24 protein-coding genes are annotated in these 25,250 nt (G+C 70.0%); 9 read left to right on the top strand and 15 right to left on the bottom strand.

The genetic code is table 11. The features are described 5' to 3' along the window. Window positions 1-17: 17 nt before the first annotated feature. Complete coding sequence (locus FHT37_RS13900) at window positions 18-1,172, top strand: amidohydrolase family protein (RefSeq protein WP_221211094.1); 1,155 nt, start codon at window positions 18-20, stop codon at window positions 1,170-1,172. Further along, a complete protein-coding gene (locus FHT37_RS13895) occupies window positions 1,169-4,003 on the top strand; it encodes an alpha-galactosidase (RefSeq protein WP_221211093.1) in 2,835 nt (944 codons plus the stop codon). The genes FHT37_RS13900 and FHT37_RS13895 overlap by 4 nt, the downstream gene beginning before the upstream one ends. Window positions 4,004-4,037: 34 nt before the next feature. On the opposite strand, the gene FHT37_RS13890 is transcribed toward FHT37_RS13895, so the two are convergent. Further along, window positions 4,038-4,757: an SH3 domain-containing protein gene (locus tag FHT37_RS13890; protein WP_183482220.1), complete on the bottom strand. Its 720-nt coding sequence runs from the start codon at window positions 4,755-4,757 to the stop codon at window positions 4,038-4,040. Between the two features lie 37 nt (window positions 4,758-4,794). Beyond that, window positions 4,795-5,661 (bottom strand): CsgG/HfaB family protein, encoded by an 867-nt coding sequence (locus FHT37_RS13885; RefSeq protein WP_183482217.1) that lies wholly within the window; start codon window positions 5,659-5,661, stop codon window positions 4,795-4,797. A gap of 177 nt (window positions 5,662-5,838) precedes the next feature. On the opposite strand from FHT37_RS13885, the gene FHT37_RS13880 reads away from it, so the two are divergent. Beyond that, window positions 5,839-7,101, top strand: coding sequence for an MFS transporter (locus FHT37_RS13880; RefSeq protein WP_183482214.1), 1,263 nt, complete (start codon window positions 5,839-5,841; stop codon window positions 7,099-7,101). A 61-nt stretch (window positions 7,102-7,162) separates the two neighbouring features. Here the strand turns inward: FHT37_RS13880 and FHT37_RS13875 are convergent, their stop codons facing one another. The 12 genes from FHT37_RS13875 to FHT37_RS13820 form a co-directional block, all read right to left on the bottom strand. Further along, on the bottom strand, window positions 7,163-8,014 hold the full coding sequence (locus tag FHT37_RS13875; protein WP_183482211.1) for a class I SAM-dependent methyltransferase: 852 nt from the start codon (window positions 8,012-8,014) through the stop codon (window positions 7,163-7,165). Between the two features lie 102 nt (window positions 8,015-8,116). Next, window positions 8,117-8,662, bottom strand: coding sequence for a DUF2867 domain-containing protein (locus tag FHT37_RS13870; protein ID WP_183482208.1), 546 nt, complete (start codon window positions 8,660-8,662; stop codon window positions 8,117-8,119). A 41-nt stretch (window positions 8,663-8,703) separates the two neighbouring features. Continuing rightward, window positions 8,704-9,855: a carbohydrate-binding protein gene (locus FHT37_RS13865; protein WP_183482205.1), complete on the bottom strand. Its 1,152-nt coding sequence runs from the start codon at window positions 9,853-9,855 to the stop codon at window positions 8,704-8,706. 254 nt (window positions 9,856-10,109) lie between these two features. Then, window positions 10,110-11,228 carry an ABC transporter substrate-binding protein gene (locus tag FHT37_RS13860; RefSeq protein ID WP_091726485.1) on the bottom strand — a complete coding sequence of 373 codons (1,119 nt, stop codon included), beginning with the start codon at window positions 11,226-11,228 and terminating at the stop codon, window positions 10,110-10,112. A gap of 125 nt (window positions 11,229-11,353) precedes the next feature. Then, window positions 11,354-13,204 carry a bifunctional diguanylate cyclase/phosphodiesterase gene (locus FHT37_RS13855; protein WP_183482202.1) on the bottom strand — a complete coding sequence of 617 codons (1,851 nt, stop codon included), beginning with the start codon at window positions 13,202-13,204 and terminating at the stop codon, window positions 11,354-11,356. Further along, window positions 13,201-13,776 carry a YfiR family protein gene (locus FHT37_RS13850; RefSeq protein ID WP_183482199.1) on the bottom strand — a complete coding sequence of 192 codons (576 nt, stop codon included), beginning with the start codon at window positions 13,774-13,776 and terminating at the stop codon, window positions 13,201-13,203. The genes FHT37_RS13855 and FHT37_RS13850 overlap by 4 nt, the downstream gene beginning before the upstream one ends. Before the next feature lie 10 nt (window positions 13,777-13,786). Beyond that, window positions 13,787-15,751, bottom strand: coding sequence for a TonB-dependent siderophore receptor (locus FHT37_RS13845; RefSeq protein WP_183482196.1), 1,965 nt, complete (start codon window positions 15,749-15,751; stop codon window positions 13,787-13,789). Window positions 15,752-15,956: 205 nt separating this feature from the next. Continuing rightward, complete coding sequence (locus tag FHT37_RS13840; protein ID WP_183482193.1) at window positions 15,957-17,075, bottom strand: ABC transporter substrate-binding protein; 1,119 nt, start codon at window positions 17,073-17,075, stop codon at window positions 15,957-15,959. Between the two features lie 124 nt (window positions 17,076-17,199). Then, window positions 17,200-17,976: an arsenical resistance protein ArsH gene (arsH, locus tag FHT37_RS13835; protein ID WP_183482190.1), complete on the bottom strand. Its 777-nt coding sequence runs from the start codon at window positions 17,974-17,976 to the stop codon at window positions 17,200-17,202. Between the two features lie 140 nt (window positions 17,977-18,116). Continuing rightward, window positions 18,117-18,620, bottom strand: coding sequence for an arsenate reductase ArsC (locus FHT37_RS13830; protein ID WP_183482172.1), 504 nt, complete (start codon window positions 18,618-18,620; stop codon window positions 18,117-18,119). A gap of 45 nt (window positions 18,621-18,665) precedes the next feature. After that, the gene (locus tag FHT37_RS13825; protein WP_183482169.1) at window positions 18,666-18,992 is read right to left on the bottom strand and encodes a helix-turn-helix transcriptional regulator; all 327 of its coding nucleotides are present in this window, start codon (window positions 18,990-18,992) and stop codon (window positions 18,666-18,668) included. An 80-nt stretch (window positions 18,993-19,072) separates the two neighbouring features. Beyond that, on the bottom strand, window positions 19,073-19,948 hold the full coding sequence (locus FHT37_RS13820) for an alpha/beta fold hydrolase (protein WP_183482166.1): 876 nt from the start codon (window positions 19,946-19,948) through the stop codon (window positions 19,073-19,075). A gap of 94 nt (window positions 19,949-20,042) precedes the next feature. On the opposite strand from FHT37_RS13820, the gene FHT37_RS13815 reads away from it, so the two are divergent. The 4 genes from FHT37_RS13815 (at window position 20,043) to FHT37_RS13800 (ending at window position 22,461) form a co-directional block, all read left to right on the top strand. After that, window positions 20,043-20,219 (top strand): hypothetical protein, encoded by a 177-nt coding sequence (locus tag FHT37_RS13815; RefSeq protein WP_175538331.1) that lies wholly within the window; start codon window positions 20,043-20,045, stop codon window positions 20,217-20,219. A 68-nt stretch (window positions 20,220-20,287) separates the two neighbouring features. Continuing rightward, a complete protein-coding gene (locus FHT37_RS13810; protein ID WP_183482162.1) occupies window positions 20,288-21,250 on the top strand; it encodes a hypothetical protein in 963 nt (320 codons plus the stop codon). 13 nt (window positions 21,251-21,263) lie between these two features. Further along, the gene (locus FHT37_RS13805) at window positions 21,264-21,932 is read left to right on the top strand and encodes an SH3 domain-containing protein (protein WP_183482159.1); all 669 of its coding nucleotides are present in this window, start codon (window positions 21,264-21,266) and stop codon (window positions 21,930-21,932) included. Window positions 21,933-21,957: 25 nt separating this feature from the next. Then, on the top strand, window positions 21,958-22,461 hold the full coding sequence (locus FHT37_RS13800) for a GNAT family N-acetyltransferase (RefSeq protein ID WP_183482157.1): 504 nt from the start codon (window positions 21,958-21,960) through the stop codon (window positions 22,459-22,461). Window positions 22,462-22,492: 31 nt separating this feature from the next. On the opposite strand, the gene FHT37_RS13795 is transcribed toward FHT37_RS13800, so the two are convergent. Further along, the gene (locus tag FHT37_RS13795; RefSeq protein ID WP_183482154.1) at window positions 22,493-23,365 is read right to left on the bottom strand and encodes an NmrA/HSCARG family protein; all 873 of its coding nucleotides are present in this window, start codon (window positions 23,363-23,365) and stop codon (window positions 22,493-22,495) included. A gap of 113 nt (window positions 23,366-23,478) precedes the next feature. Between FHT37_RS13795 and FHT37_RS13790 the strand changes: the two genes are divergently transcribed. Next, on the top strand, window positions 23,479-24,357 hold the full coding sequence (locus tag FHT37_RS13790; RefSeq protein WP_183482151.1) for a LysR family transcriptional regulator: 879 nt from the start codon (window positions 23,479-23,481) through the stop codon (window positions 24,355-24,357). Between the two features lie 274 nt (window positions 24,358-24,631). Next, the gene (locus FHT37_RS13785) at window positions 24,632-25,243 is read left to right on the top strand and encodes a YdeI family protein (protein ID WP_183482148.1); all 612 of its coding nucleotides are present in this window, start codon (window positions 24,632-24,634) and stop codon (window positions 25,241-25,243) included. Window positions 25,244-25,250 lie beyond the last annotated feature (7 nt).

The following is a 25,250-nucleotide window of genomic DNA, read 5'->3' as shown; positions in this document are numbered from 1 at the left end:
AACCTGCATTTCCCACGATGACCGACACGACGAGAACTCCCTCCCGCGCCGCGCCGCCGGCCTGGCTGGCCGCCAGCCTGATGGCGGCGGCGATGGTCGCCTCGATGGGCGCCGTCCCTGGTGCCCAGGCGGCGGCCGCTGCGGGCGAGGACCGCTACACGATGGCGGACTTCGCCAAGGTGCCCAAGATCGACGCGCACGTCCATCTGCACAACGCCGATCCGGCGTTCGTCGATGCCGCGCGGCGGCTCGGCTTCCAGGTGCTGACGATCAACGTTGACTACCCCGACTTCCCGCCGCTGGACGAGCAGCAGCGGGTGGCGGTCGCGCTGCGCCAGGCGCGGCCGGCGGCGGTGGCCTGGGCGGTGAGCTTCTCGTCGGACACGTCCGACCGGGCGGGCTGGCTCGATGCGACGAAGCAGCGCATCGATGCCGGCCTGCGCGCCGGCGCGGTCGGGGTGAAGGTGTGGAAGAACATCGGCATGAGCCTGCGCGACCCGCAGGGCCAGCTGGTGATGATCGACGACGCCCGCTTCCAGCCGCTGTTCAGCTGGTTCGAGGAACGCGGCATCCCCATGCTCGGCCACCAGGGCGAGCCGCACAACTGCTGGCTGCCGCTGGACCAGATGACGGTCCTCAACGATCGCGACTACTTCGCGCATCACCCGCAGTACCACATGGCGCTGCACCCGGAGATGCCCGGCTGGGAGGACCAGATGGCCGCGCGCGACCGCATGGTGGCGGCGCATCCGAAGCTGAAGTTCATCGGCATGCACATGGCCTCGCTGGAGCGGAGCGTCGACGAACTGGCGGCCTTCCTGGACCGCTTCCCGCTGGCGAAGGTGGACCTGGCCGCGCGCATCGGCCAGCTGCAGTACCAGAGCCAGCGCGACCGGGAGAAGGTGCGCCGCTTCATGATCCAGTACCAGGACCGCCTGATGTATGGCACCGATGTCTCGCAGCCGCCGCAACAATCGGGCGCCGAGCTGCTAAAGGAAGTCGAGCCGGTGTGGCGCATGCACTGGCGCTACTTCAACACGGAGGAGACGTTCAAGGTGTCCGATCTCGAGCAACCGGTGCAGGGCCTGGGCCTGCCCAAGGCCGTCGTGGACAAGCTGTACCACCTCAACGCGGCGCGCAGCTTCCCGACCGCGTGGAAGGCCGCCCGATGACCGGCCGCCGCGCCTTCCTCCAGTGGCTGGGCGCCGCGCCCGTGGCCACCGTCGCACCGCGTGTGGCGTTCGCCGCGACGGCGGGCGCCGCCGCGTCGGCCCGCGCCGCGGACCTCGGACGCGGACACGTGCGTCTGCAGGATGAGCGGCTGTCGCTGCACTTCGACGACCGGATGCGCAGCCGTCTCGTGCGCCTGGGCGGCCCGCGGCCGCTGGCGCTCACCGGCTTCGATGCGGGCGAGTCGATCGTGATCGTCGATGGCCAGGGGCTGGCAGGAGATCCGGCCACGCCAGGCGGAGCGGCGCCGGCGGCCGGTGCCACGCCGGCGGGCGGTGCGGGCGCCGCTGCCGTGAAGACGAGGACGCTCGACCGCTTCGCGCTCGCGAGCGCCGTTCCGAGCAGCGGTGCGACACCGTTCGGCGCGGGCCAGCGACTCGTGCTGACCGGCCGTGCCGAGGGAGCGGCCGTCGCGAAGACAGTCACGGTGACGCTGCTGGACGAGCACCCCGGCGTCGCGCTGATGGCGGTCGCTTTCGTCAACCGCTCGGACAGGCCGCTGACGGTGCAGGGCTGGACGGTGGCCGCGCACCGGCTGCTGGCCGCGCCCCGGCATGCGGGCGGGTGGTGGACCTACTCGGGCGCGACGCACACCGACCGGCGCGACTGGATGCAGCCGGTCAAGCGTGGCTTCCAGCAGCGCAACTTCCTCGGCATGGATTCGTCCGACTACGGCGGCGGCACGCCGCTGGTGGACGTGTGGCGGCGCGACCTGGGCGTGGCGATCGGCCACCTGGACACGCTGCCGCGCCTGGTCTCGTTGCCGGTGAAGGCGGTGGGCGAGCAGGTCGACATCGCGATGCGCGGCGACGAGCCGCGCACGCTCGCGCCGGGCGAGACGCTCGCGCTGCCGCTGGCTTTCATCGCCGTGCATGAGGGCGACTGCTTCGTCCCGCTGGACCGCTACCGGCGGTTGATGAACGCGCAGGGCCTGGCCGCCCCCGAGCCGCCGCGCAGCGCGCATGAATCGGTCTGGTGCGCGTGGGGCTACGAGCGCGACTTCTCGCTCGACCGCGTGCGCGCGACGCTGCCCAAGGCGCAGGAACTCGGCCTGAAGTGGGCGGTGCTGGACGACGGCTGGCAGCGCCATACGGGGGACTGGTTCGACATCGACCTCAAGAAATTCCCGCGCGGCGAGGAGGACATGAAGGCGTTGGTGGCTGACATCCACGCGCGCGGCATGAAGGCGCGGCTGTGGATCGCGCCGCTGGCGGTGGCGCCGGGCAGCGACGAGCTGCACGAACACGCGGACCTGCTGCTGCTCGACCAGAACGGCGCGCCGCAGATGATCACGTGGTGGAACTGCCTCTACCTGTGTCCGGGCGCGAAGGAGACACGCGAGCGCACGGCGACGATGTTCCGCAAGATCATCCAGGACTGGGGCTTCGACGGGGTGAAGGTCGATGGCCAGCATCTCAACGGCGTGGCGCCGTGCTTCAACCCGAAGCACCGGCATGCGAAGCCGGAGGATTCGGTCGAACAGATGGCCGATTTCTACCGCGCGATGTTCGAGGCCGCGCATGCGGTGAATCCGGAAGCGGTGGTCGAGGTCTGCCCCTGCGGCACGAGCTACGCCTTCCACAACATGCCGTGGATCGACCAGGCGCCAGCGTCGGACCCGCTGTCGAGCTGGCAGGTGCGGCACAAGGGCAAGGCGCTGAAGGCGCAGATGGGACGCTGGTCGGCCTACGCGGGCGACCACGTCGAGCTGTCGACCGGCGGCATGGATTTCGCGTCGGCCGTCGGCGTGGGCGCGGTGGTGTCGACCAAATTCACCTGGCCGGAGGATCCCAAGCCCAAGGACTCCTTCCTGCTGACGCCGGAGCGCGAGTCACATTGGCGCAAGTGGATCGCGGCGCACAACGCGAAGGGCCTGTCGGATGGCGTGTATCGCGGCGAGCTCTACGACATCGCCTTCGACAAGCCGGAGACCCATGTGGTCGAGAAGAACGGGGTGATGCATTACGCGTTCTATGCGCCGAGCTTCGACGGCACGGTGACGCTGCGCGGCCTGGGGCCGGGGACGTGGCGCGTGCGCGATTACGTGAATGGCGTGGACCTTGGCCGCGTCGACGCCGCGAGGCCGACGCTGAAGGCGGCGTTCCGCGAGCACCTGCTGATCGAGGCGGTGCTGGAGACGGCGGTCGAGCGCCCGCTGGCACGCGCGGCGCGCCTGCCGTCGCGGCTGATCGGGCGGGACGGCTTCGCGCTGGCCTCGGCCTGGGAGGACGCGCCGGCGATGTTCTTCGCCCATGACTGGCGCGGTCGGCCGCTGGCCGGGACGCAGTCGACGCGGGTGCAGCTGATGCATGCCGACGGCGCGCTGCACCTGCGCTTCAGCAGTCGCTACAACGCGCTCAGCACCTTCGATCGCGAGCTGTCCTCGACGGAGATCTGGCCGCTGTGGCAGCGCGACGTGGTGGAGGTCTTCCTGCAGGCGCCACAGGACGCCGGGTCGGACCGCTACCGCGAGGTGGAGGTGTCACCCAACGGCTTGGTGATGGACCTGGAGGTGCGCGGCGCCGGGCGCCGGCGCCTGGTCGGCGAGAGCCGGGCGCGCACGGCGGTCGATGCTGTCCATCGCATCTGGACGGCGGAGCTCGTGGTGCCGATGCAGCGCGGCCCGCAGCCGCTCGACGGGTGGTGCATCAACCTGTTCCGCATCGAGGGGAACAAGGAGACGCGGCAGTTCAGCGCGTGGAATCCGACGGGCAGCGAAAAGCCCAACTTCCACGTGCCGGCGGCGTTTGGACAGCTGCGGCTCGAGGCTTAGCGGGATGGCGCCCCCGACTCATCGGGGGGCGGCCTCAGGGCGCGGGGTCCCCGCCCGCCAGGCCGTCGCAGCTGGTTTCCTGGATCCCGCAGAGGCGGTCGACCCAGGCCCGGAAGCGGCCCGGCGGCAAGCCGGCGCGCGCCGCGGCATCGATCTTCAGCGAGCTTCGATCCTTGGCGGCGAAGCGTTGGTCCGCGAACTCCACCTGGGCCCACTTGCCCTTGCAGTCGGCGAGTCGTCCGGCCTCGATGACGACGTCGTTGTCGAAGGTCTCGTTGTCGCCGATGCGCAGGACGACGGGCGCCTTCGGGCTCGGCCGCGCGCGGCCGACGTCGGCCTGTGACTTCACGGTCAGCTTGCTGCCGCTGACCCAGCCTTCGCCCGAGAACATCGGACGCGCGGGGCGGTCGGTCAAGGCCTCGTTGTCGCGGGCGTTGCGGATCAGGAACCAGCCGCTGCGCGCGCCGACGACGTCGACTTCGACCCGCACGCCGTAGTTCATCGAGGGTTCGACAAAGGTGGGCGGCAGCTTGCCGAGGACCTTGGCGGTGGCATTCGGCGCGCTGCGGACGTTGAGTCCGGCGGGATCGGTCTCGGCGACGAAGGCGCCGAAGCTGCAGGTGCTGGCAGGCGGCTCGGCGGTCGTCGTCGCGGGCAGGGCTGGGTCGCCCGTGCCCGCGCAGCTCGCCAGCGTGGCGAAGCCGGCGGTCGCGAGCAGCAGCGCGGCGTTGCGCAGGCGGTGATCAGTAGCCATCGACGAGGACATAGTGAAGGCCCTCGCGGGCGTCGACTCAAGCGCCCGCCGCCACCTTCTTGCCGGACTCCCCCGCCTTCTTCATCGGCACCGGATCGGGCAGCTCCTTGGCCTGCAGCATGCGGGCCTGGACGACGAGCTGGTTGTGCGCATCCAGGAAGGCGGCGGCGATGACCTTGCCCTCGTTGCTGTTGGCCCAGCCCGCGCCGGCCGCCCCGCCGAGCTTGCCCAGCACCAGGCCGCCCATGCCCAGGTCGGTGACGCGGACCGAGCCGGTCGCGGCCGCGACCTGCTCGGTGGTCTCGTTGTCGGTGAGCAGCAGCGCCACCTGCGCTTCCTTGAGCTTGATGTGCTCGGCCGCGCCGACGAACTTGTTGAGCACCGGAATCATCCCGAGGATGCCGCCCACCTGCCGGCCCGCATCCTGCTCGCTGAAGGTCAGGCTGGGGATCAGCGTGTACTGCGCCTCGTAGCCCTTGCCCTTGTGGACCGTGCTGCCCTGCTGGCGCAGGATGCCGCTGTCCTTGAGCTCCTGCTCCCGGATCGTGGCCTTCAGCCCGGAGTTGCGGTCGACGACGCGGAAGCAGCCGCTCTGCTGCGCCAGCAGCCGCACCAGCGGCAGCGGCGAATTCGGCAGCCCGTTGGGCGCGCTGATGGTGTAGCCGTTGGGGTTCTCCATCAGCGACAGCGTCGCCACCGGCGCCTCGCACTTCATCAGTTCGCGGTTGGCCTTGTTCGCGCCCGCCGGACCGGCCGAGCCGGTGATCTCCGAGCTGCCGTCCCCCAGCGTCGCGCCCTGCTTGCCGCAGGCGGCGAGCAGGGCCAGCGCCACGCCGGCGGCGACAAGGCCGCCCACCCGGGGCAGGGAAGGGCCGAAGGAAACGAGGGAGCGCGCGATTGCCATGCCGATCTCCTGAATGCAAGGGCTGCGATTGCCAGAAACGGGCGGGACCATAGCGGCCCCCACCGATGGGTGGTCGCGTCGCTGAATGTCGTGTCCTGACGGCGTCTTTACGGCTGGTTACCGCGCCGCGGCGAGAATCCGCCCCTTCGGTCCGAGCGACCGCCCAAGAACCCGACCATGAACGACAAGTCCCCGAGCCGCGCCATCGCGTGGCTGGTGTGCGCCCTGGTGGCCGCGTCGCTGTACGGCAACTACTACGTCTACGACTCGATCGGCCCCGTCGCCGACGCGCTGCAAAGCCAGCGCGGCTTCAGCGACCAGCAGATCGGCCTGCTCAACGCGATCTACAGCCTGCCCAACGTCGTGCTGATCCTCGTCGGCGGCGTGCTGGTGGACCGCTTCGGCGCCGCGCGCATGACGCTGTGGACCGCCGCCGTCTGCCTGCTCGGCGCGCTGCTCACCGCGCTGAGCCCCGGCTTCGCCGGCATGGCCGCCGGCCGGCTGCTGTTCGGCATCGGCGCCGAGACCTTCGGCATCGCCACGCTGGCGGCGCTCGCGCAGTACTTCGTCGGCGGCAAGGTGGCGTTCTCGATGGGACTGGCCCTGTCCATCGGCCGGCTCGGCTCCTTCTCGTCCGACATGTCGCCGACCTGGTTCCCCCACGCCTACGCCCAGGGCTGGCAGCCGCCGCTGCTGATCGCGGCGGCGATGGCGGCCGCCTCCTTCGGTGGCGCGCTGCTGTACTGGTGGCTCGACCGACGCGTCGCCGCCGCCGACAAGGGCGCCGCGCAGCAGCAGGCGCAACCCTTCGCCTGGCGCGACCTGCTGCACTTCGGCAAGGCCTACTGGTTCCTGCTCGCGCTGTGCGTGCTCTGGTACTCGGTGATCCTGGCCTTCCGCAGCACCTTCGCGATCAAGTACTTCCAGCATGCGCATGGCCTGGATCTCGCGGCCGCCGGTGCGATGAACAGCTACGTGTTCCTCGCCGCCGTCTTCGCGACGCCGGCCTTCGGCTGGCTGTGCGACCGGGTCGGCCGCTACGCGCCCTTCCTGGCCTTCGGCGCGGTGCTGCTGCCGGTCGCGATGGCGCTGATGGCGCTGACCACCACCAGCCTGTGGGTGTCGACCGCGCTCATCGGGGTCAGCTTCTCGCTGGTGCCGGCGGTGATGTGGCCGCTGGCCAGCCGACTGGTGTCGCCGTCGCGCTTCGGCACGGCGATCGGGCTGATGTGGGTGGCGCAGAACGCGGGCATCGCCGGGGCCAACCTGGTGGCCGGCTGGCTCAACGACCGCGCCGGCGCCAGCGCGCAGAACCCCGCCGGTTATGAATCGATGATGCTGTTCTTCGGCCTGGCCAGCGTCAGCGGCGCGATCTTCGCGCTGGTCCTGTGGCTCACCGCCGGCCGTCGCTCGCAGGAGCAGGTGGCGACGGCCGGTTGAGTTGGCGCGAGCCGCGTGGAGCGCCGTCGCGGTCCGTCGAGCCGACGAGCGCCAGCGCTGATCAGGGTTCGAGCACGTACAGCGATGCCATCGTCGCCAGCTGCTCCGGCGTCATCGCCGCGTAATGCGGCTGCAGCGGCAGCGACTTCGCGAGCTGGCGCGTCGGCTCGTGGACCATGTGTTCCTCGACCGTGACCCGATAACCGGCCTCGGCGAAGAGCGCCGGGTACTCGTGGTAGCGCAGGCGGTTCTCGCCTTCGCGCGTCAGGCGGTTGACCCACGCATGCTTGCGCTCGGGCCAGGTGAGGAAATTGATCTTGGTGATCGACTTGTCCGAGTGCTCCAGATGGTCGGAGTGGTCCACCAGGTGCACCATCCGGCCGCGGGCCGAGAGCTTGGGCCACAGCGCCTTGAAGAGCTGGACCAGGTCGCCCGGCGGGATGTGCTCGAGCACCGTGCGCGAGGTCACGAGGTCGATCGAGCCGTCGGCGAGCTCGTTCACGTCGAACGGGGCGAGGTAGGTCAGCGGCAGGTCGGCGCGCGTCTGGATCGCGCGCAACCGCGCCTCGTCGGGACAGGCCTGGCGCAGGAACGCCAGCGTCGCGGCGAAGCTGACCTCGTCCAGATGGACGTTGAGGTCGGACATGTAGACCCGCTGGGCGCCCTGCAGGCATTGCAGGACGGGGATGGTGGGGAACCAGCCGGTGCCGATCTCCAGCACGGTGGCGCCTTCGATCGCGCCGCCGGAGCGCTCCAGGCCCCGACGCATCTGCGTCCAGGCCTCGATGGTGCTGCGCAGGTTGTCCTCGTCGGGCTGGTAGCCGAACAGCTGGCGCTTCGCGCGTCGAAGGCCCTGCCCGAACGGCAATCGCGCCAGGACCGCTTGCCGACCTACCTTGAATCGCCAGTCCATCTGCTGCCCCTGTGCCGGTTGCGCCGGTTGCGCCGATGGAGGCGGATTCTGGCCTGTCCGCCTGCGCGACTGACGGGGAGAGACCCCAGGGCCGGGTGGGCCTCAGTCGCCCCCGTCCCGCGTGCCGTCCCTCGCTCCGAACCGCCGCGCCGCCGCCGCCAGGTGCGAGCGCACCACCAGCACATGCCCCGGCAGGATCAGCGCGAGGTAACACCGTCCGAGCCGGTTGTGGCAGTGCACGACCGTGGTGACGACGGCCTCCCGGCGCGTCGATCCGTCGACTTGGCGGATCAGGATCGACAGCTTGAAGTCCAGGTGCCGGTCCTGCTCGCCGAAGATCGCCTCCCGAGGCGAGGCCTCGAGCACCCGGAAGATGTCGACATGGGCGACGCCGATCTCGTCGAGGTGCCGGCGCATCGCCGCCGAGGTCTTCAGTCCGAAGGGCCGGACCGCGGCGTCGCGGATCGCCAGCAGCGCGCGGAACCAGGACGGTGGGTCGGCCAGCGCCGCGCGGGCGAGCGCCATCGCGTCGTCGGGCGCGCCGTCCGACAGCGTGATGGCGAAGGCGTCGGCCAGGTTCGCGCCGCCATAGGTCGGCGCGAGCCGGCTGTCGAGCGGTGGGAGCACGCGGCGGACGGGGGAGGACATCCGCCGCATTCCATCACGACTTCACCTCGCGACTTCAGCGATCACGATGTCGTGATCTTCACGTAGCGCAGATTCCACCCTGGCCCATTGGCCTTCACCGCGATCTGCTGCTGCCCGGCGGGCAAGGTCACGCGGTGCGAGACCGTCGTCCAGTTCTGCCAGCCGCCGGTCGAGGGCACGCCCACCGCGCCGTACACCGGCGCGCCGCCGGCCATCTCCAGCTGCAGACTGCCGCCGCCGTTCAGGCTGGCGACGCGGTACTCGACGGTGTAGGTGCCGCCCTGCGGCAGGTTGAGGTTCCACACCGCCCAGTCGCCGGCTTCGATCCAGCCCAGGTTCTGGCCGCCCTCGCTCGAGGCCTCCAGCTGCATGCCCGACTGCAGCGCGAAGTCCGAGGCCTGCAGCGTCGTCGTGAAGGCCGGCGTGCCGCCGTCCTTGCGGTAGACGCGCACGTAGTCGACGTACATCCGCGCGGGCAGCCGGCTCTCGTCGATGTTCCATTGCGGCCAGTTGCCGCCGACCGCCAGGTTCAGCAGCAGGAAGAAGTCGCGATGGAATTCCTCGGTGCTGTTGACGCTGTTGGTGATGTCGACGACGTGGTACTCGCGCCCATCGACGAACCAGCGGATGAAGCGCTCGTCCCACTCCACCGCGTACACGTGATAGTCCGCGACGTTGGTGGCGGTGTGCCCGCCGTAGGACGCATGGCCGCCGTCCGGCCCCTGCCAGTGGATGGTGCCGTGGATGTCGGGATCGGCGTTGACGTGTTCCATGATGTCGATCTCGCCGGAGGCCGGCCAGCCCACCGAGGTGATGTTGCTGCCCAGCATCCAGAAGGCCGGCCACATGCCCGAGCTCGACGGCGACTTGATGCGCGCTTCGACGCGCCCGTACTTGAAGCTGGCCAGGCCCTGCGTCGTCATGCGCGCGGAGGTGTAGCGCATGCCGCCGAAGTCCTCGCGCCGGGCGGTGATGACGAGCTGGCCGTTCTCGACGCTCGCGTTCTCGCGGCGGTAGTACTGGAGCTCGTTGTTGCCCCAGCCGCCCGAGCCGGTGCCGGTCTCGAAGCGCCAGTGGGGGCCGATGCCGTTCGTGAACTCGTCCTGCCAGACGAGTTGCCAGTTCTGGGCCTGCGCCGCCAGGCCCGTCAAGGCAAGCGCGGCCGCGGCCAGCGATCGAATCCAGCGTGTCATTGGGATCTCCTCGGAACCAGTGGAGGAGACGCGCGCGAGGTCACGGCGTCTCCGGATCCCGGTCCGGCGGACCGGGCGTCGACGCCCGAATGCAGCGGTAAGCCTGAAGGGCCGCTGGCGCGCGATGGCGCGCCGCGGCCTCTGGGTCCCAACTATCTGAAAGCGCTTTCAGAATGTCTCGCGGGAAAACCCGCAGGCGCAGCGCGCGTTGGTGACAAGCGGTTGCCGCGGCGACGCGCGCGCGGCCTGGACGATCAGCGCCGGACCTTGCCGTCCTCGGTCAGGATGGTCATGTCTACGTAGCGCGAGCCGGCGTGGCGCTGGCTGGAGAAGTTGATGTAGAAGCCGCCCAGGTTGAGCTCGTTCTGGGCTTCCAGGCCGCTGATGACGCTGTCGGGCGTCGGGTTGTTACCGGCGCGGCGCAGGCCTTCCACCATGGTCTTGGCGGCGATGAAGCCTTCCATGCCGGTGTAGCCCAGTTCCTTGTTGGCGGCCTTGCAGCGCTGGATGTATTCGCCGGCCACCGGCGTGAGGCCGGAGAACGGGAAGGGCACGACCTGCGACACCACCACCCCGCGCGCGTCCTTGCCCAGCTCGGCCGCCAGCGCCTGCGCGCCGACGAAGGAGAGGTTGTAGAAGTTGCCCAGGAAACCGGCTTTGCGCGAGGCGCGGATGAAGGCGGCGCAGGACTTGTAGGCGGCAATCTGGACCACGCACTCCGGCTGGCCGGCCATGATCGAGCCCAGCGCGCCGCTGACGTCCACCGAGTTGCGTTCCACCGTGCCCTGCGACACCGGCGCCAGGTTGTGCTGCTTGAGCGCCGCCGTGACGCCGGCCAGGCCCGACTGGCCGTAGCTGTCGTTCTGCAGGAACACCGCGACGCGCTTGATGCCCACCGCCATCAGCTGCTTGACGATCTCGGCCGCCTCGTCGTTGTAGGACGCACGGATGTGGAAGAGGTGACGGTTGAAGGGCGTGCGCAGCGCCTCGGCGCCGGTGAAGGGCGCCACCAGCGGCACCTTGGCGGCCGTCAGCAGCGGCACCGCGGCCAGCGTGGTGGGCGTGCCGACGTAGCCGAACAGCGCCGTGACGCCGTCCTCGATCAGACGCCGGGTGTTGGCCGCGCAGCGCTCGGGCTCGTAGCCGTCGTCCAGGCTGCGCAACTCGATGCGCCGGCCGTTCACCCCGCCCCGCTGGTTGACCTGGTCGAACACCAGCATCGCGCCTTCCTTGAACTGCTCGCCCAGTTCGCGGGCCGGGCCGCTGAAGGGCGCCGACTGGCCCAGCAGGATGCGGGTGCTGTCAGCGAAGGCCGGCAGGCTGCCGGCGCCTGCGAGCGCGGCGAAGTTCTGGAGCAGGTGACGGCGGTTCATGGGCGTGGCACTTCCTGGCACTTCTGAAAAGGGCAGGATCTTCCGTGATGCCGCCGACAGAAGATGTGCGTACTTGTCACAACTCCGGATTTTCCAGATTGACCGTGGACAAATTCACGACGGTTTCAATCCGCGGCGGGTTCCGCGGGCGACACCGGCCGCACCAGGCCCCCGGCGAGCAAGGCCTCGACCTGCGCCGGCGGGACCGGCTTGCAGAAGCCGAAGCCCTGCATCAGGTCGCAGCCCATGGCGATCAGCGCCGCCTCGTCGGCGTCGAGCTCGACCCCTTCCGCGACCACCGACATGCGCATCGCATGGGCCACCCGCACCATCGACTCCACCAGCATGCGCGAGTCGTCGTTGGCCGCCAGCCCGTGCACGAAGAGCCGGTCGATCTTGATCTTGCGGCAGCGCAGCCGGCGCAGGTAGGCCAGCGAGCTGTAGCCGGTGCCGAAGTCGTCGATCGCCAGGCCGTAGCCCAGTCCCTGCAGGGTGAAGACGAAGGAATCGGGCTTGTCGATGTCCTCGAAGCTCAGGCTCTCGGTGAGCTCGAACTCCACCTCGCCCGGGCCGAGCTGCAGCGCCTTGAGCTGCTGCAGGAATCGCTCGCGGTGCTGCGGCTTGCGGCACTGCTCCCAGGACAGGTTGATGGCCACCGGCGGGCAGCCCAGGCCCTTGGCCTTCCAGCCGTCGAGGTCGCGGCGCAGCTGGCCGAGCATCGCCAGGCCCAGCTCCACGATCAGGCCGGAGGATTCCGCCACCGGGATGAAGTCCGCCGGCGAGACCCAGCCGCGCTCCGGATGGCGCCAGCGCGCCAGCGCCTCGAAGCCGCGGATGCGGCGCGTGGCGTCGTACTGCGGCTGGTAGGCGAGCTGGAACTCGCCCTGCATCAGGCCCTCGCGCAGGTCGTTCTCGAGCGCGAGGCGCGACTGCAGCGCCTCGCCCAGCTGCGGCGTGAACAGCTGGAAGGTGTCCTTGCCCATCTGCTTGGCCTGGCGCATCGCCGCGTCGGCGCAGCGCATCGCATCGCTGGCGTCGTCGGCCTGGTCGGGCAGCAGCACGGCGCCGGTGCTGGCATGCAGGTGCAGCCAGTGGCCGTCGAAGAACAGCGGCTGGGCCAGGCCCGCCTGCAGGCGCTGCGCGTAGGCCTGCAGCGCGGCCGCGTCGGGGCGTGGGGAGAGCAGCACCGCGAATTCGTCGGCCGACAGCCGCGCGGCCGCGTCGCCGGGCCGGCAGAGCTGGCGCAGGCGCTGGCCGGTCGCCTGTAGCGCCGCGTCGCCGGCGGCGTGGCCGAACTGGTCGTTGATCTGGGTGAAGTTGTCCAGGTCCAGCAGCAGCAGCGCCGCGCCGCCGTCCTGGCGCAGCGCCTTCTCCAGCAGCCTTCGCAGGTGCTCGCGGTTGGGCAGGTCGGTGAGCGCGTCGAAGCGGGCGAGGTAGCGGGTGCGGCGTTCCGCCTCCTGCATCTGCGCGCGCAGCCGCTTGGACAGCAGCCAGGCCAGGCCGGCGGTCGCCGCCAGCGTGCCCAGCGTCGCGCCGATGAACTGCGCCAGGTCCCACCACATCGGCAGCCGGCTGGCCTCGACGGACAGCGTGCCCACCGCCTGGCCGTCGGCCATCACCGGCACCTCCAGCGCCACCTGTCCGACCCAGGCCTCCAGGCGCGAGCGCTGCGCGGCCGGCCGGGTATAGACCGCGGAGGGCTGGCCGTCGCGCTTGAGCAGCCGCGCCCGCAGCGTGGCGGGATTCTGGCGCAGCGCCTGCAGGATCTCGCCGGCCTCGTCGCGGCTGTCGAAGACCAGCGCGGCGGAGGCCGTCTGCGCCACGATGCCGGCCTGGGTGCGCAGGTCCTCGAGCTGGCGCTGCTGCAACCGCCAGTACTGCATCACGCTGAGCAGCAGGGCGAAGGTGAGCAGCGCGGCCAGCGACACGGCCAGCTCGCGCCAGCGTTCCAGCGCGTCGAGGATCTTGGCGTTCATGGCGAAGTGGCGGGGTGACGCACGTAGCGCGCCAGGCGCAGCAGCTTCGCGCTGATGGCCAGGCCGGCGCGCCGGACGGCGTCGAGGTCGACGTCGAAGACGATACGCCCGTCCTCGATCTGGAGGTTGAGCATGGCGCCCTGGTCCAGCATGCCGGCCTGGTCGGACAGCACCAGCACGGGCTGGCGGTCGAGCAGGGCGCGCCAGGCGGGTTTGGGCTCGGACAGGTAGAGCAGGTGGCAGCCGGCGAGCTGGTCCGGGCGGGCGAGGCGGCGCACCTCGATCGCCAGGTGCCGGATCGAGCGCCCGGTCAGCCCCTGCAGGGCCGTCTCGAGGCCGCTGTCGCCAGCGGTGCACAGCTGCAGCGCGCGGCCGTGTTCCCGCTCCGCGGGCCAGTTGACGAACATCAGCGCGCGGTAGACCACCTCGGCCTTCAGGCCGTCCGGTCCGGCGGCCTGCGCCGCGACCGGGCGCAGCGGTGCCGCCGCTGCGAGCGCGAGCAGCAGCAGCGCCGCCATGCGCCAGGGGCGCAGGTCGGTCGGTCGTCGAAGCAGGCGAGCGCGCATCGGCATCGTCGGCGGCTCAGAAGGCGGTGCGCCACGCCAGGCGCCAGGCGCGGCGCGATTGCGGGATCGCGCTCAGCGCGGCGTCGGGGGATGAGGGATCGAGGTTGTCGCGGTCCAGCAGGTTGTCCACCTGCAACGCCAGGCTCTGGCGCGCGTCGATGCGGTAGCTCAGCTGGGCGTTGACGAAGCAGGCGGGCGGCACCTTCACGCGTCCCAGCCGCGTGCCCAGCGCGGTCCACTCGACGCCGAGCTGCCAGGCCCGCCAGGGCGGCGTGATCGCATGGCCCTTGACCATCCAGGTGGGCGCGTTGCTCAGGCGCCGGCCCTGCTCGTCGCGGGCGTCCATCCAGGAGGCGCTGGCGCGCCACAGCCAGCCGCCCTCGACGCGCTGCTCCACGCCCAGGTCCAGGCCGCGCAGACGCACGCGGCCGCGGTTGACGTACTGCACCACGGCGTCGGGGTCGTCGCTGAGCGGCACCTGTTCGATCAGGCGGTTCAGGCGGGTGTCGTAGAGGTTGGCGCTGAGCGCCTGGCCCGAGGCGAGCAGGTATTCCCAGGCGAGCTCGGCGGAGCCGAGCCGCTCGGGCTTGAGCCCCGGATTGGCCAGCTGCGTCTGGCCGCCGTCGTCGTAATAGCGCTCGTAGAGGTTGGGCGAGCGGAAGGAGCGCGCCCACATCAGCTTCAGGGTCTGGCGTTCGTCCGGCCGGAAGACCAGCACCGTGCGCGGCGACAGCGCCGGCGAGAAGCCGCGCGCGTGGTCCAGCCGCAGGCCGGTCGTCAGCTGCCAGTGCTGCGACAAACGCCACTGGTCCTGCACGGACAGCGCGGCGGAATCCTGGGAGACATCGCTGTCGAGCCGCGACTCGTAGGGCGCCACTTGGTAGTTGCGCTGGATGCCGTAGGGCGAGGTGCGGATCTCCGCGCCGGCCATCAGCTCATGGTTGAGCAGGCCGCGCCAGAGCACGCGTGCGTCGAGCGTGAGCCACTGGGCATAGGCCTCGTCGCGGTCGACGACGTCCGGCGACTGGCCGAAGACGTAGCGGCCGCGGAAGTCGTACTGCGACAGCCCCAGGCGCAGGCTGCGCCGCAGGTCGTCCTGCCAGCCCTCGTCGTAGGCGGCCTCGACCATCAGCTGGCGGTCGGTGTAGCGGGTGCCGGACACGCCGGGCAGGGTGCCGTAGGGGGCGGTCGGCGCGTCCTTGTCGCGCTGCACCGCGGCCATCGACAGCTTCCAGCGGCCGAGCCGGTACTTGGCCAGCACGGCGGCCTGGCGCTCGCCGTCCAGGCCGCGGATCCAGCCGTCGGCGGTACCGAGTTCCGGGAGGAAGAGCGTCTCGCCGGCGGTGCGCTGCAGGTTCAGTCCGATGAAGAGGTCGCCGCCCGCGGCGTCGGTGGCGCCGTAATGCATTTCGACCCGGCGCTGCCCGCGCGAGCCGGCGCTGCCGAGCACCGACAGGCCCGGCGCGTCGGCGCCGTCCAGCGTGACGACGTTCACGACGCCCAGCAGCGCGTTGCTGCCGTAGATCGACGACCCCGGCCCCTGGACCAGCTCCACCCGCTTGGCCCATTCCGCGACGACGGGGAATTCCAGCTGCGGCAGGCCCTGGTCGTAGATGGCGTCGTTGACGCGCTGGCCGTCGATGGCCATGAGCACGCGGGAGTTGTAGTCGCCGGGCCGGTTGAACCCGCGCACGCCGAGGTTGCTGTAGCTGCGCGTGTTGCCGAGGTAGACGCCGGGCAGGCGGCTGAGCATGTCGCCGATGGTCTGGTGGCCCAGCGCGGCGGACTCCTGGCGGGTGATCACGCTGACTGCGGCGGGCGCGTCCATCAGGCTCTGGGCGTAACGCGACGGGCCTTGCACCTCGCGCCGGAGCAGCGCCTCGAGCTGGTCCTCGTCTTCCGCGCCCGGCGCCGCATGGGCGCCCGCGTGCGTGAGCAGGCCCAGCAGGCCGCATGCGGCCGATGCGATCAGGTACTTCACGAGGCAACGCCGTGCGGCGGCAACGGCGGTGGTGGTGGTGGGGAGGTCGCGAAGCTTAGCGACGGAGGGCGGAAAGCGCGCTGTCAGACTTCACGGAAGCGACATGAACGGCGGGGACGGTTGCACTGTTCGGAAGCCGGACCTCGGTCGAGCGTCGCCGCCGCTCGCCGCGAAGGCCCATGGCGTGACGCGAGCTCCGCGGTGCTCAACGCACCAGCCGGCCGCCGACGCCGAGCACGGCGAAGTCCACGTAGCGCGACGGCGCCTGGCCCTTGCCGAAGGTCAGGCGGTGGCCGCCGACGTCGGTCTCGAAGCCGCGTTCCAGCGTCTCGGTGAGGGCGGCCGCGCCGGGGGCGCTGCGCTCCAGGGCGCGCACCAGCGCCTTGGCGGCGATGAAGCCCTCCAGCGAGCGCGAGGACAGTTCCGGATCCTTGGCGTTCTGGCTCAGGCGCAGGTAGTCGCGCACCACCTCGCGGTCCAGGCGGTCGTCGGTCGGCAGCACCAGCGAGAAGGCGAAGCCGCGCGCGCGCTCGGGTCCGAGCTTCTTGAGCAGCGCCTGCACGTCGATGATGGACATGCCGTACAGCCCGGCGCGTCCGCCGGCGGCCTGGTAGCGGCTGGTGAACTCGATCGCGGCGGCGGTCGTGGCGGCGAGGAAGATCACGTCCGGCGTCTGCTTGACCATCTCGTCCACCGCCTTGCCGACCTCGGTGGTGTTGCGCGCGTAACCCGACTGGGCGACCAGCGTGAGGCCGTGGGTCTTGGCCGAGGCCTGCGCGCCGGCCAGCGCGTCGCGCCCGAGGCCGTCGTCCTGGTAGACGACCGCGACGCGGGTGCGGCCCATCTCGCCGAGCTGGCGGAACAGGCGTTCGACTTCCTCGCGGTAGCTCGCCTTGACCGGATACATGCCGCGCGCCGTGAGGATGCTGGTCGCGCCGGAGATCGCGCCGACCATGGAGACGTGGGTCTTCTCGAGCACGCCGTCCTGCTTGAGCGCTTCCAGGTTGGAGGTGCCGACGGTGCCGATCAGCGCCGTCGGAGCGTCCTGGGCGATCATTTCCTTGACCAGCCGCACCGTTTCCTCGGGCTTCTGCGCGTCGTCGCGGGTAACGAACTTGATGCGCTGGCCGCGGACGCCGCCGCGGGCGTTGACCTCGTCGATCCACAGCTTGGCGCCGGCGCGGATGGCCTTGCCGGTGACGGCCTGCGGTCCGCTGAACGGGGCGACCTGGCCCACGACGATGTCGGCATGGACCGCCGGCGCGGCGGCCAGGCAGAGGAGGGCCAGCAGGCGGCGGGCAGCGCGAGGGAGGGCGAGGGTCATGGTCGTGACGGCGGGCGTGCGGGGTCCCGCATTGTCGTCAATGCGGCCGCGGGAGTCATAACGGCTGGGCGAGGGGAGGACGCGCAGTGCTCAAGGACCGGTCGCGACCCCGGCCGCCGTCCCGTCAAGCGCAGCCGCAGCGGCTAGCTCCCGCTCCCGGCGAGCAGCCGGTCGCCGCCGCGAGATCGACGCGCTTGGCCAGCGCCGCGGCGCTCTCCTTGCGCTCGCTGTAGCGGTCCAGCAGGTAGGGGCCCAGGTCGCGGGTCAGGAGCGTGAACTTGAAGAGCTCCTCCATCACATCGACCACCCGGTCGTAGAACGCGGACGGCTTCATGCGTCCCGCCTCGGTGAACTCGGCGAAGGCCTTGGCGACCGACGACTGGTTCGGGATGGTGAGCATGCGCATCCAGCGGCCCAGCACCCGCATCTGGTTCACCGCATTGAAGGACTGCGATCCGCCCGACACCTGCATCACCGCCAGCGTCTTGCCCTGCGTCGGACGCACCGATCCCGTCGACAACGGGATCCAGTCGATCTGCGACTTCATGATCCCGGTCATCGCTCCGTGGCGTTCCGGCGAGCACCAGACCATGCCCTCGGACCAGGCGGCGAGCGCGCGCAGCTCCTGCACCTTCGGATGCGACTCGGGAGCGTCGTCCGGCAGCGGCAGGCCGGCCGGATTGAAGATCCGCACCTCCGCGCCCATCGCCTCGAGCAGGCGGGCGGCCTCGAAGGTCAGCAGCCGGCTGTAGGAACGCTCGCGCAGCGAGCCGTACAGCATCAGGATGCGCGGCCGATGCCGCGACGGCGCCGCCACGGTCAGGCGGTCCTGGCTGGGCACGTCGAACAGCGCGCCATCCAGCGCGGGGAAGTCGGCATCGGGGAAGAGGGTGTCAGACATGGGGCGCGGGTGTCGAGGTGGGGGAAGGGGTGTCGCGGAGCTCGCCGGGAGGCGGGGACAGGCAGCGGTCCACGGCCACGGCGAGGACCGCGCCGATGCGAAGGCCCTCCGCGAGCAGTCGGCGACGCAGGTCCATCGCGTCAGCTCCGCGAGATGGCGGCCAGCGCCTGCTGCAGTTCGGCCCGTCCCATCGTCGCCAGCGGCAGTTGCAGCAGCTGCAGCATGCGGTAGCCGATGGCCTGCCGCGTCAGCTCGAACGCGCGGCGCTTGCCTGGCTCGCCCCCCTCGGCATCGGACGGATCCGGGTATCCCCAGTGCACCTTGACCGGTTGACCGGTGCCGCCGAAGAAGACCGGACACTGCTCGGCCGCGGCGCTGTCGCACACGGTGATGACGATGGACAGCGGCGTCGCGTCCGTTGAGGTGAACTCGTCCCAGCTCTTGCTGCGGCAGCCCGCGGTGTCGACGCCGGCGGCCTGCAGCGCCTCGAGGGCGAGTGGGTTGACGCGGCCGCTGGGCGCGCTGCCGGCGCTGAAGGCCCGCACGTCCTTGCCGAGGTGCTTTGCCCAGTGATTGAGCATGCCCTCGCCGAGCACGCTGCGCGCGGAGTTGTGGGTGCAGAGGATCAGCACATGGACAGTCATGGTTCAGCGGCTTCCGGGAGGTGAGGGCGACAACGGCGTGGGCATTCAGCAACCGCAGCCGGACGGGGCCGACGGCAGGGCGCAGGACGCGCCCTGGCAGCAGTTCTCGGTGAGGTAGCCCAGCAGCTCGTTCATGCGGGCGTAGGCGGCGCGGTAGATGAGGTTGCGGCTGGAGCGCTCCTGCGTCACCAGCCCCGACCCCACCAGCTCCTTGAGGTGGAACGACAGCGTCGCGGCCGGCACGCCCAGCCCCTCCTGGATCGCACCGGGCGTCAGGCCGCCGTCGCCGACAACGACCAGCGCGCGATAGATCTGCAGGCGCAGCGGTTGGGCCAGGGCGCCCAGCGCGCGGACGACGTCGTCTTGTTCCATTTTTCGAGAATAGTCGAAATGATGACGGCGAGCAATGCCCCCGATCCCTCGGGGTAGGAAATCACGGGCAAGCGCCGTGGCTAGGCACTGCCCGAAGCGACCCGTCCGAGGAAGTCGCGCAGCAGCGGTACGACCTCGTCGAGATGCGTTTCCAGCAGCCAGTGGCCGCCGTCGAGCAGATGCAGCTCGGCGTCCGGCAGGTCGCGCAGGTAGGCCCTCGCGGACTGCTCCGGCATGTAATGGTCGTGCGGGCCCCAGACGATCAGCGTGGGCGGACGGTGCTCGCGCAGGTACTGGCGATGCTTCGGGAACCAGGCGCGGTTGTCCTTGAGACCCGCGATCAGGTCGATGGCGATCTTGCGGCGCTGGGGCGTCATCAGCGACCAGTGCAACTGCCACAGGTCCGGGGTAATGCGCTCGACCAGCGGTGCGTCGACCGCGTTCAGGAATTCCTCCTTGAAGACCGGCTCCTGGATCGCTTCCGCCAGCTTGGCGCGCATCTCGTCGGCGGGGAGCGTCCAGGTCGATTCGATCTCCGCGTACTTCGGGCCGAGCGCATCTTCATAAGGGATGTCGCCGTTCTGGATGACCAGCGCTACGACGCGCTCCGGCGCGCGGATCGCCAGCCGGGTGCCGATCGGCGAGCCGAAGTCGTGGAGGTAGAGCACGTAGCGCTCGAGCCGCAGCGTCCGCACGAATTCGTCGAGGAAGGCGGCGTAGCCGTCGAAGCTGTAGTCGAAGGACTCGGGCGTCGCGCTGTAGCCGGCGCCCGGGTAATCGGGCGCGATGAGCCGCCAGCGATCCGCCAGCCGCGGCATGAGGTTGCGGAACTCGTAGGACGAGCAGGGGTAGCCATGCGGCAACAGCAGGACCGGCGCCTGCGCCGGTCCTGCCTCGCGATAGAAGGTGTCCACGTCGCCAACCTGGATGCGACGGTGTCGCACGCGTGTGTCCATGGGGAACTCCTGTCTTGCTGCTGGATCGGGTACCGTAGCGGGTCGTCCCCGACGACACCACCGAAATCCCTGGACGAAGTGCTGGATCTCTCGGATGACGCCGCTGCGCGCCACCACCGGTTCGCTCGATACCGAACTCGTCACCGGCCCGCCGCCGACCGGGTCGATGTCGCAACTGGCCGGACGCGGGCAGCGCATCTTCCCTGACCTCGCTCGCCGACACCGGCGCTTTCCGAGCCTTCGCGCGACATCGCACATGACCTTTGTCTAATGCGTCGGTGCGGCCGCATTCGCAGAATTCCCGCCACTGGTCATCCGGACCGTTTCGGTACTGCCGCCATGAGCCTCGCCCAGACCCTCATCGACCCCGACCTGGACCAACTGGCCGCCACCTTCGCCGCCAGCGCCGTCCAGGACGCTTCCGCCGCCTTGCGAGCCTGGGAGGACGGCCTCGCGCAGCTGGACGCCCCGATGCGCGAGGCCGCTCACCGCCTCGCCGAGGCTCGTCTGGCCTGGCCCGCGCGCCTCGCGCTCAATGCAACCCCGGAAGGCTCTGTCGTGCTGCGCCAGTGGGCCGCTGATCGCCAACAGCGGCCGGCGCTGCCCCGGCTGCCCTTCCTGTCTCAACGCGCGGCCTACCAGTACTGCGCCAGCCTCGTGCAGCAACGCGGCTCCCGTCAGGCCGCCAATGCGCTTCGCCAGGGGCGACTGCTCGTTCTCGGCCTGCGCCGCGACACCAGCACGCTGGTCAACAAGGGCCGCGGCAGCTATGACGATCACATCGTCGTGCTCAATGGCTGGCAACGGCGTGGCAGCGTCGCCTTCTTCCCTGGCAATACCGAACCCTCGGCCCAATACGCGCATCGCGCCCAGCTCAAGGCCGGCAAGCCGATCGATGATCGCTACAAGGGCGTCGCGTTCAAGAAGGCCTCCCTGGTGGCAGGCGAAGACGTCAATGCCGACGGTCTCAAGGATGCGGGGCGGCTGCGTGCCGGCACCTACTTCTTCAAGGAGAAGCCCGACGGCTTCCTGGACGCCCGCGCCTTCAGGTCGACGGAAAACCAGACCGTGGAGCGCGACACCGACGGCGACGGCCGCTTCCTGCTCAACGACGCGGCCCGCATCGATTCGAAGCTCGTGGGTCGGACGATGTACATCCATTGGGGTGGCGCTGACAATGTCCCCGTCGTGAATACCTGGTCCGCCGGTTGCCAGACGATTCCCAGGAACCATTACGGCAGCTTCCTTTCGGCCGTCGGCCGCAACCCTTCCTTCTTCTACGTGCTGATCGATGGCCAATGACCGGACCCTGTCCTTGCTGCCGAGCCGAACGCTGATCCTGGCGATCGGTCTCGGGATCGGTGGAGCGGCCCTGGCTTCCGGCGGTCCGCCGGAACCGGCCAGCTGCGACTTCGCCGCCTTCGTCGAGGAGACCGATCCCGCCGGGCTCAACGTGCGCGCGGAACCGTCGAGTGCCGCGCCGGTGCTGGGCAAGCTGCCGCCCGTCTGGACCGATGGCTCCGGCATGCGCGCGCGCGTGCTGGTGAAAGTCACCGCAAGCTCGAACGGCTGGTTCCGCATCCGCGACGCCTTCGACGATGAAGCCTTGACGGGCCAACCGGCGCGGCCGGTCTACGAAGGCGAGGGCTGGGTCAGCGGACGCAAGCTCATCGTGAAGTCGCAGGCCAACGCCGGCCGCACCCGCCCCGATTCCAAGGCGCCCGTCGCCGTCCAGCTCAAGGACGGCCTGGTCTTCGACGGCAGCAGCACGATGACGGCGGGTCGTCTCGTCGATTGCCGCGGCAGCTGGGTGCAGGTGGATTACGACGAATCCCGCTTCTCCGCCGAGATGCGGCCCTACCTGCAGGTTTCGCCCGCCGCGCGTGCCGGCCAACCCAAGGGCCGCTTCCGTGCCTGGCTGGATCAGATCTGCGGCATCCAGGAGACCACCTGCGACGGGTCGTCGTCGCTCGACGCGAAGTAGCGCACGGCGCGGGCTCCCACCCATCATGACTCCCATCCTCACGCTCACCCGCGTGACGCCCGCTGACGCCGCGCTCCTCGACAGGCTCTGGCAGTTCTACGAACTCGAGTCGTCGTTCTGGTCCGGCGAGGACATCGACGAGACGGGTCGATTCACCTCGCTGGACGACTTCCTCGAGCGCCTGGGCACGCCCGACCCGTTCGACTGGGCCTACCTGATCCGCCATGAAGGCCAGCTCGCCGGCCTGCTGCTGGTCGGCCACCAGAACCTGCGCGGCCAGTCGATCATGGAGTTCTGCGACCTGTATGTGCTGCCCAGGTTCCGCGGTCGCGGCCTCGCCTCCGAGGTGGTCCGCCAGGTGGTGCTGGCCTCGGACCACCCGTGGCTGATCTGCGTGTTCCGGGCGGATGCGCAGGCGCTGCGCTTCTGGCGTCGCGCGTTCGAGCGCCTGCCGTTCGCCTCGGTCCACGAGGAGTCGCCTTCAGAGGATCCCGACCTGCACGAGTTCATCGTCATGCCGCCCGCGTGACGGTGCGCGCGCGGCGGCACGGCCTGCCTCGTCAGGCCTTCTTCAACTGCTCGGCGACGAAGGCCTGATACGTGCGCATCGGTCGGCCGAGGATCGCTTCCAACTGCTGCACGGCGCCGTCGGCCGGGATCTGGCCGACCTGCTGGATGCGCTCCATCATGAGCCGCAGGTCATAGGCCATCCAGGGCGGGACATGGTTCTGGACCAGTTGCGCTTCAAAGGCACCGACGTCATCGCCGCCGTAGTGGATCTGGCGGCCCAGCGCCTGGCTCCAGACGGCCGTCGCTGATTCCCCGGTGAACAGTTCCCGGCCGGCGACGTCGAGGGCGACCGCGGGCAGCGGTCCTTCCGCGCGGTCGCGGCGCAGCAGTTCCGCCACGGCGATGTCGGCGATGTCGCGCGCGTCGACCATCGCGACGCCGGTGGCGCCGATGGGCATCGGGAACACGCCGTAGCCCTCGATGACCGGCTGGATGCCGATGTCGTTCTGCATGAAGTACGCCGGACGCAGGACCGTCGCGGGCAGGCTCAGCCGGTCGATCATCCGTTCCACCGTGTGCTTGCTGGTGAAGTGCGGCACCTCCGGATATTTGTCGGCGTTGATGACCGACAGATAGACGATGCGCCGGATGCCGGCCTCGCGCGCCACGTTCAGCGCCTGCAGCGACTGGGTGAGCTCGTCGGCCACCAGTGCGTTGAGCAGGAACAGGGTGCGCACGCCGGTCATCGCCGCCCGCAGGGAGGCGACGTCGGTGAGGTCGCCGACGACGGCCTGGACGCCTTCAGGCAGCGACGCCTTGCCGGGTTGACGGACCAGGGCGCGGACCTGGGCGCCTTGCTCGGCCAGGCCGCGAACGACGAGGGAACCGATGGTTCCGGTGGAACCGATGACGAGGATGCTCATTTGAAACTCCGTTTGAAGAAGGGGTGTGTCGGGGTGACGGACGAAAGATAGGCCGTTGCAGGCGATGAACACAGCCGCCAGAATCGAGACATCCCGTCTCGGATCCGGAACACATGGACCTCAATGCCCTGATGGACTTCAACCTGGTGGCCACCCACGGCGGCTTCGGGCGCGCCAGTCGCGCCAGCCGCCGCTCGAAGGCCACGCTGTCGCGCCGTGTGGCGGATCTGGAAGAGCAGCTCGGCGTGCGGCTGATCGAGCGCAGCGCCAAGGGACTGGAGCTGACCGACGCTGGCCGGCAGTTGCTCGGCCGGACCGCGGGTCCGATGGGGGAGGTGCTGGACGCGATCACCGCGACCCGGGAGGGCGACGGGCAGGTGGCCGGCCGGCTGCGGGTGGCCGCCCCGGTGCTCTTCTCGCAGCTCGCGATGGGGCGCCATTGCGCCGAGTTCCGCCAGCGCTATCCGGGCGTCACGGTCGAGGTGGTGGCGGAGGATCGGGTGGTGGACCTGGTCGAAGAGCAATTCGACGTGGCGATCCGTCCGAGCCCCCGACCGGATACGACGCTCGTGGGCAGGAGCTTCGCCAAGGACCGGCTCGTCGTGGTGGCGGCGCCGTCGATCGCGAAGCCGCGGCGAAGCAGGACGCCGGTGCGGGTGCCTGCCGTGGTCAATGCCTTTCGCGACGGCGAGACCTGGCCCCTGGACGGCACCGGCCTGACGCTGGAGCCGGTGCCCGTGTTGCGCCTGTCATCCATGCTGATGCTGCGCGACGCGGCAATCGCCGGGGCCGGCGTCGCGCAGGTGCCGCAATCGATCGTGTGGGACCAGCTCGCGAAGGGCGCGCTGGTGCAATGGGGCGCGACGGGCGGCAAGGAGGTGGATCTGTGGGTGCTCCACACCTCGCGACGACTGGCCAGCCCGAAGGTCAAGGCCTTCGTGGATTTCATGTCATCCCGCTATCCCGATGGCCAGCTGGTGCTGGCCGGTTAGACGGCGCGGGGCAAGGGCTTCGCCGGCAAGCGAGAATTCGCCGGCCGCATCGACGGCACCCGAGCGCCAACCTGTCGCGATCCTCGCGAATGACGGCGCCCAGTCAAAGTCCGGAAGTATTCAGAAATGATGGAATGGATCCCGATCGTCCTGGTGACGTTCAAGCTGCTCGTGTTCGGCACCGGCATGTTCTTCGCCATCAAGTGGCATTACGACAAAGAGAAGAAGAACCGGAAGAAGTGATGAGAGCGGCGCTCTAGCACCCTGTCGCGCGATGCCCACCAATCCCTCCGCTCCAGCGTCAGTCCTCTTCAAGACGGCCAAGGCCTTCGAGACTTGGCTGAAGAAGCACCACGCCAGCTCCGACGGCCTCTGGCTGATGATCGCCAAGCGCGGCGCCGACGAACCCAGCGTCACCTATGCCGAGGCGGTGGAGATCGCCCTGTGCTGGGGCTGGATCGACGGGCAGAAGCGCGGACTCGACGATCAGCACTTCCTCCAGCGCTTCACGCCCCGGCGAGACCGTAGCGTCTGGTCCAAGGTCAATGTCGACAAGGTCGCCAAGCTCATCGAGGCCGGCCGCATGCAGGTGCCCGGACTTGCCCAGGTCGAGGCAGCCAAGGCCAACGGCCGCTGGGCACAGGCCTACGACAGCCCGCGCGTGGCGACGGAGCCCGAGGACCTGCTGGCCGCGTTGAACGCCGAGCCGAAAGCCAAGGCGTTCTACGCGACGATCAATGCCGCGAATCGTTATGCAGTGCTGTGGCGCATCCAGACCGCCGTGAAGCCCGAGACCCGTGCCAGGCGCATCGCGCAGCTGGTCGACATGCTGGCGCGGGGCGAGACGGTTCATATCTTCAAGCCCAAGATCAAGCCGAAGGAATGATGGGACA

Source organism: Mitsuaria sp. BK037 (assembly GCF_014193045.1).
Taxonomy (GTDB): Bacteria; Pseudomonadota; Gammaproteobacteria; order Burkholderiales; family Burkholderiaceae_C; genus Roseateles.
The sequence above is the reverse complement of the archived record's forward strand: the minus strand, read 5'-3'. Positions and strand labels throughout refer to the sequence as shown.

Bases quoted from the DNA above. Each gene is read 5' to 3' on its own strand.
- FHT37_RS13890 (WP_183482220.1), bottom strand. From the start codon at position 4,757: ATGGCTACTGATCACCGCCTGCGCAACGCCGCGCTGCTGCTCGCGACC.
- FHT37_RS13800 (WP_183482157.1), top strand. From the start codon at position 21,958: ATGACTCCCATCCTCACGCTCACCCGCGTGACGCCCGCTGACGCCGCG.
- FHT37_RS13825 (WP_183482169.1), bottom strand. From the start codon at position 18,992: ATGGAACAAGACGACGTCGTCCGCGCGCTGGGCGCCCTGGCCCAACCG.
- FHT37_RS13895 (WP_221211093.1), top strand. From the start codon at position 1,169: ATGACCGGCCGCCGCGCCTTCCTCCAGTGGCTGGGCGCCGCGCCCGTG.
- FHT37_RS13830 (WP_183482172.1), bottom strand. From the start codon at position 18,620: ATGACTGTCCATGTGCTGATCCTCTGCACCCACAACTCCGCGCGCAGC.
- arsH (WP_183482190.1), bottom strand. From the start codon at position 17,976: ATGTCTGACACCCTCTTCCCCGATGCCGACTTCCCCGCGCTGGATGGC.
- FHT37_RS13855 (WP_183482202.1), bottom strand. From the start codon at position 13,204: ATGAACGCCAAGATCCTCGACGCGCTGGAACGCTGGCGCGAGCTGGCC.
- FHT37_RS13840 (WP_183482193.1), bottom strand. From the start codon at position 17,075: ATGACCCTCGCCCTCCCTCGCGCTGCCCGCCGCCTGCTGGCCCTCCTC.
- FHT37_RS13790 (WP_183482151.1), top strand. From the start codon at position 23,479: ATGGACCTCAATGCCCTGATGGACTTCAACCTGGTGGCCACCCACGGC.
- FHT37_RS13885 (WP_183482217.1), bottom strand. From the start codon at position 5,661: ATGGCAATCGCGCGCTCCCTCGTTTCCTTCGGCCCTTCCCTGCCCCGG.
- FHT37_RS13850 (WP_183482199.1), bottom strand. From the start codon at position 13,776: ATGCCGATGCGCGCTCGCCTGCTTCGACGACCGACCGACCTGCGCCCC.
- FHT37_RS13880 (WP_183482214.1), top strand. From the start codon at position 5,839: ATGAACGACAAGTCCCCGAGCCGCGCCATCGCGTGGCTGGTGTGCGCC.
- FHT37_RS13875 (WP_183482211.1), bottom strand. From the start codon at position 8,014: ATGGACTGGCGATTCAAGGTAGGTCGGCAAGCGGTCCTGGCGCGATTG.
- FHT37_RS13820 (WP_183482166.1), bottom strand. From the start codon at position 19,948: ATGGACACACGCGTGCGACACCGTCGCATCCAGGTTGGCGACGTGGAC.
- FHT37_RS13815 (WP_175538331.1), top strand. From the start codon at position 20,043: ATGACGCCGCTGCGCGCCACCACCGGTTCGCTCGATACCGAACTCGTC.
- FHT37_RS13860 (WP_091726485.1), bottom strand. From the start codon at position 11,228: ATGAACCGCCGTCACCTGCTCCAGAACTTCGCCGCGCTCGCAGGCGCC.
- FHT37_RS13865 (WP_183482205.1), bottom strand. From the start codon at position 9,855: ATGACACGCTGGATTCGATCGCTGGCCGCGGCCGCGCTTGCCTTGACG.
- FHT37_RS13870 (WP_183482208.1), bottom strand. From the start codon at position 8,662: ATGTCCTCCCCCGTCCGCCGCGTGCTCCCACCGCTCGACAGCCGGCTC.
- FHT37_RS13900 (WP_221211094.1), top strand. From the start codon at position 18: ATGACCGACACGACGAGAACTCCCTCCCGCGCCGCGCCGCCGGCCTGG.
- FHT37_RS13785 (WP_183482148.1), top strand. From the start codon at position 24,632: ATGCCCACCAATCCCTCCGCTCCAGCGTCAGTCCTCTTCAAGACGGCC.
- FHT37_RS13810 (WP_183482162.1), top strand. From the start codon at position 20,288: ATGAGCCTCGCCCAGACCCTCATCGACCCCGACCTGGACCAACTGGCC.
- FHT37_RS13795 (WP_183482154.1), bottom strand. From the start codon at position 23,365: ATGAGCATCCTCGTCATCGGTTCCACCGGAACCATCGGTTCCCTCGTC.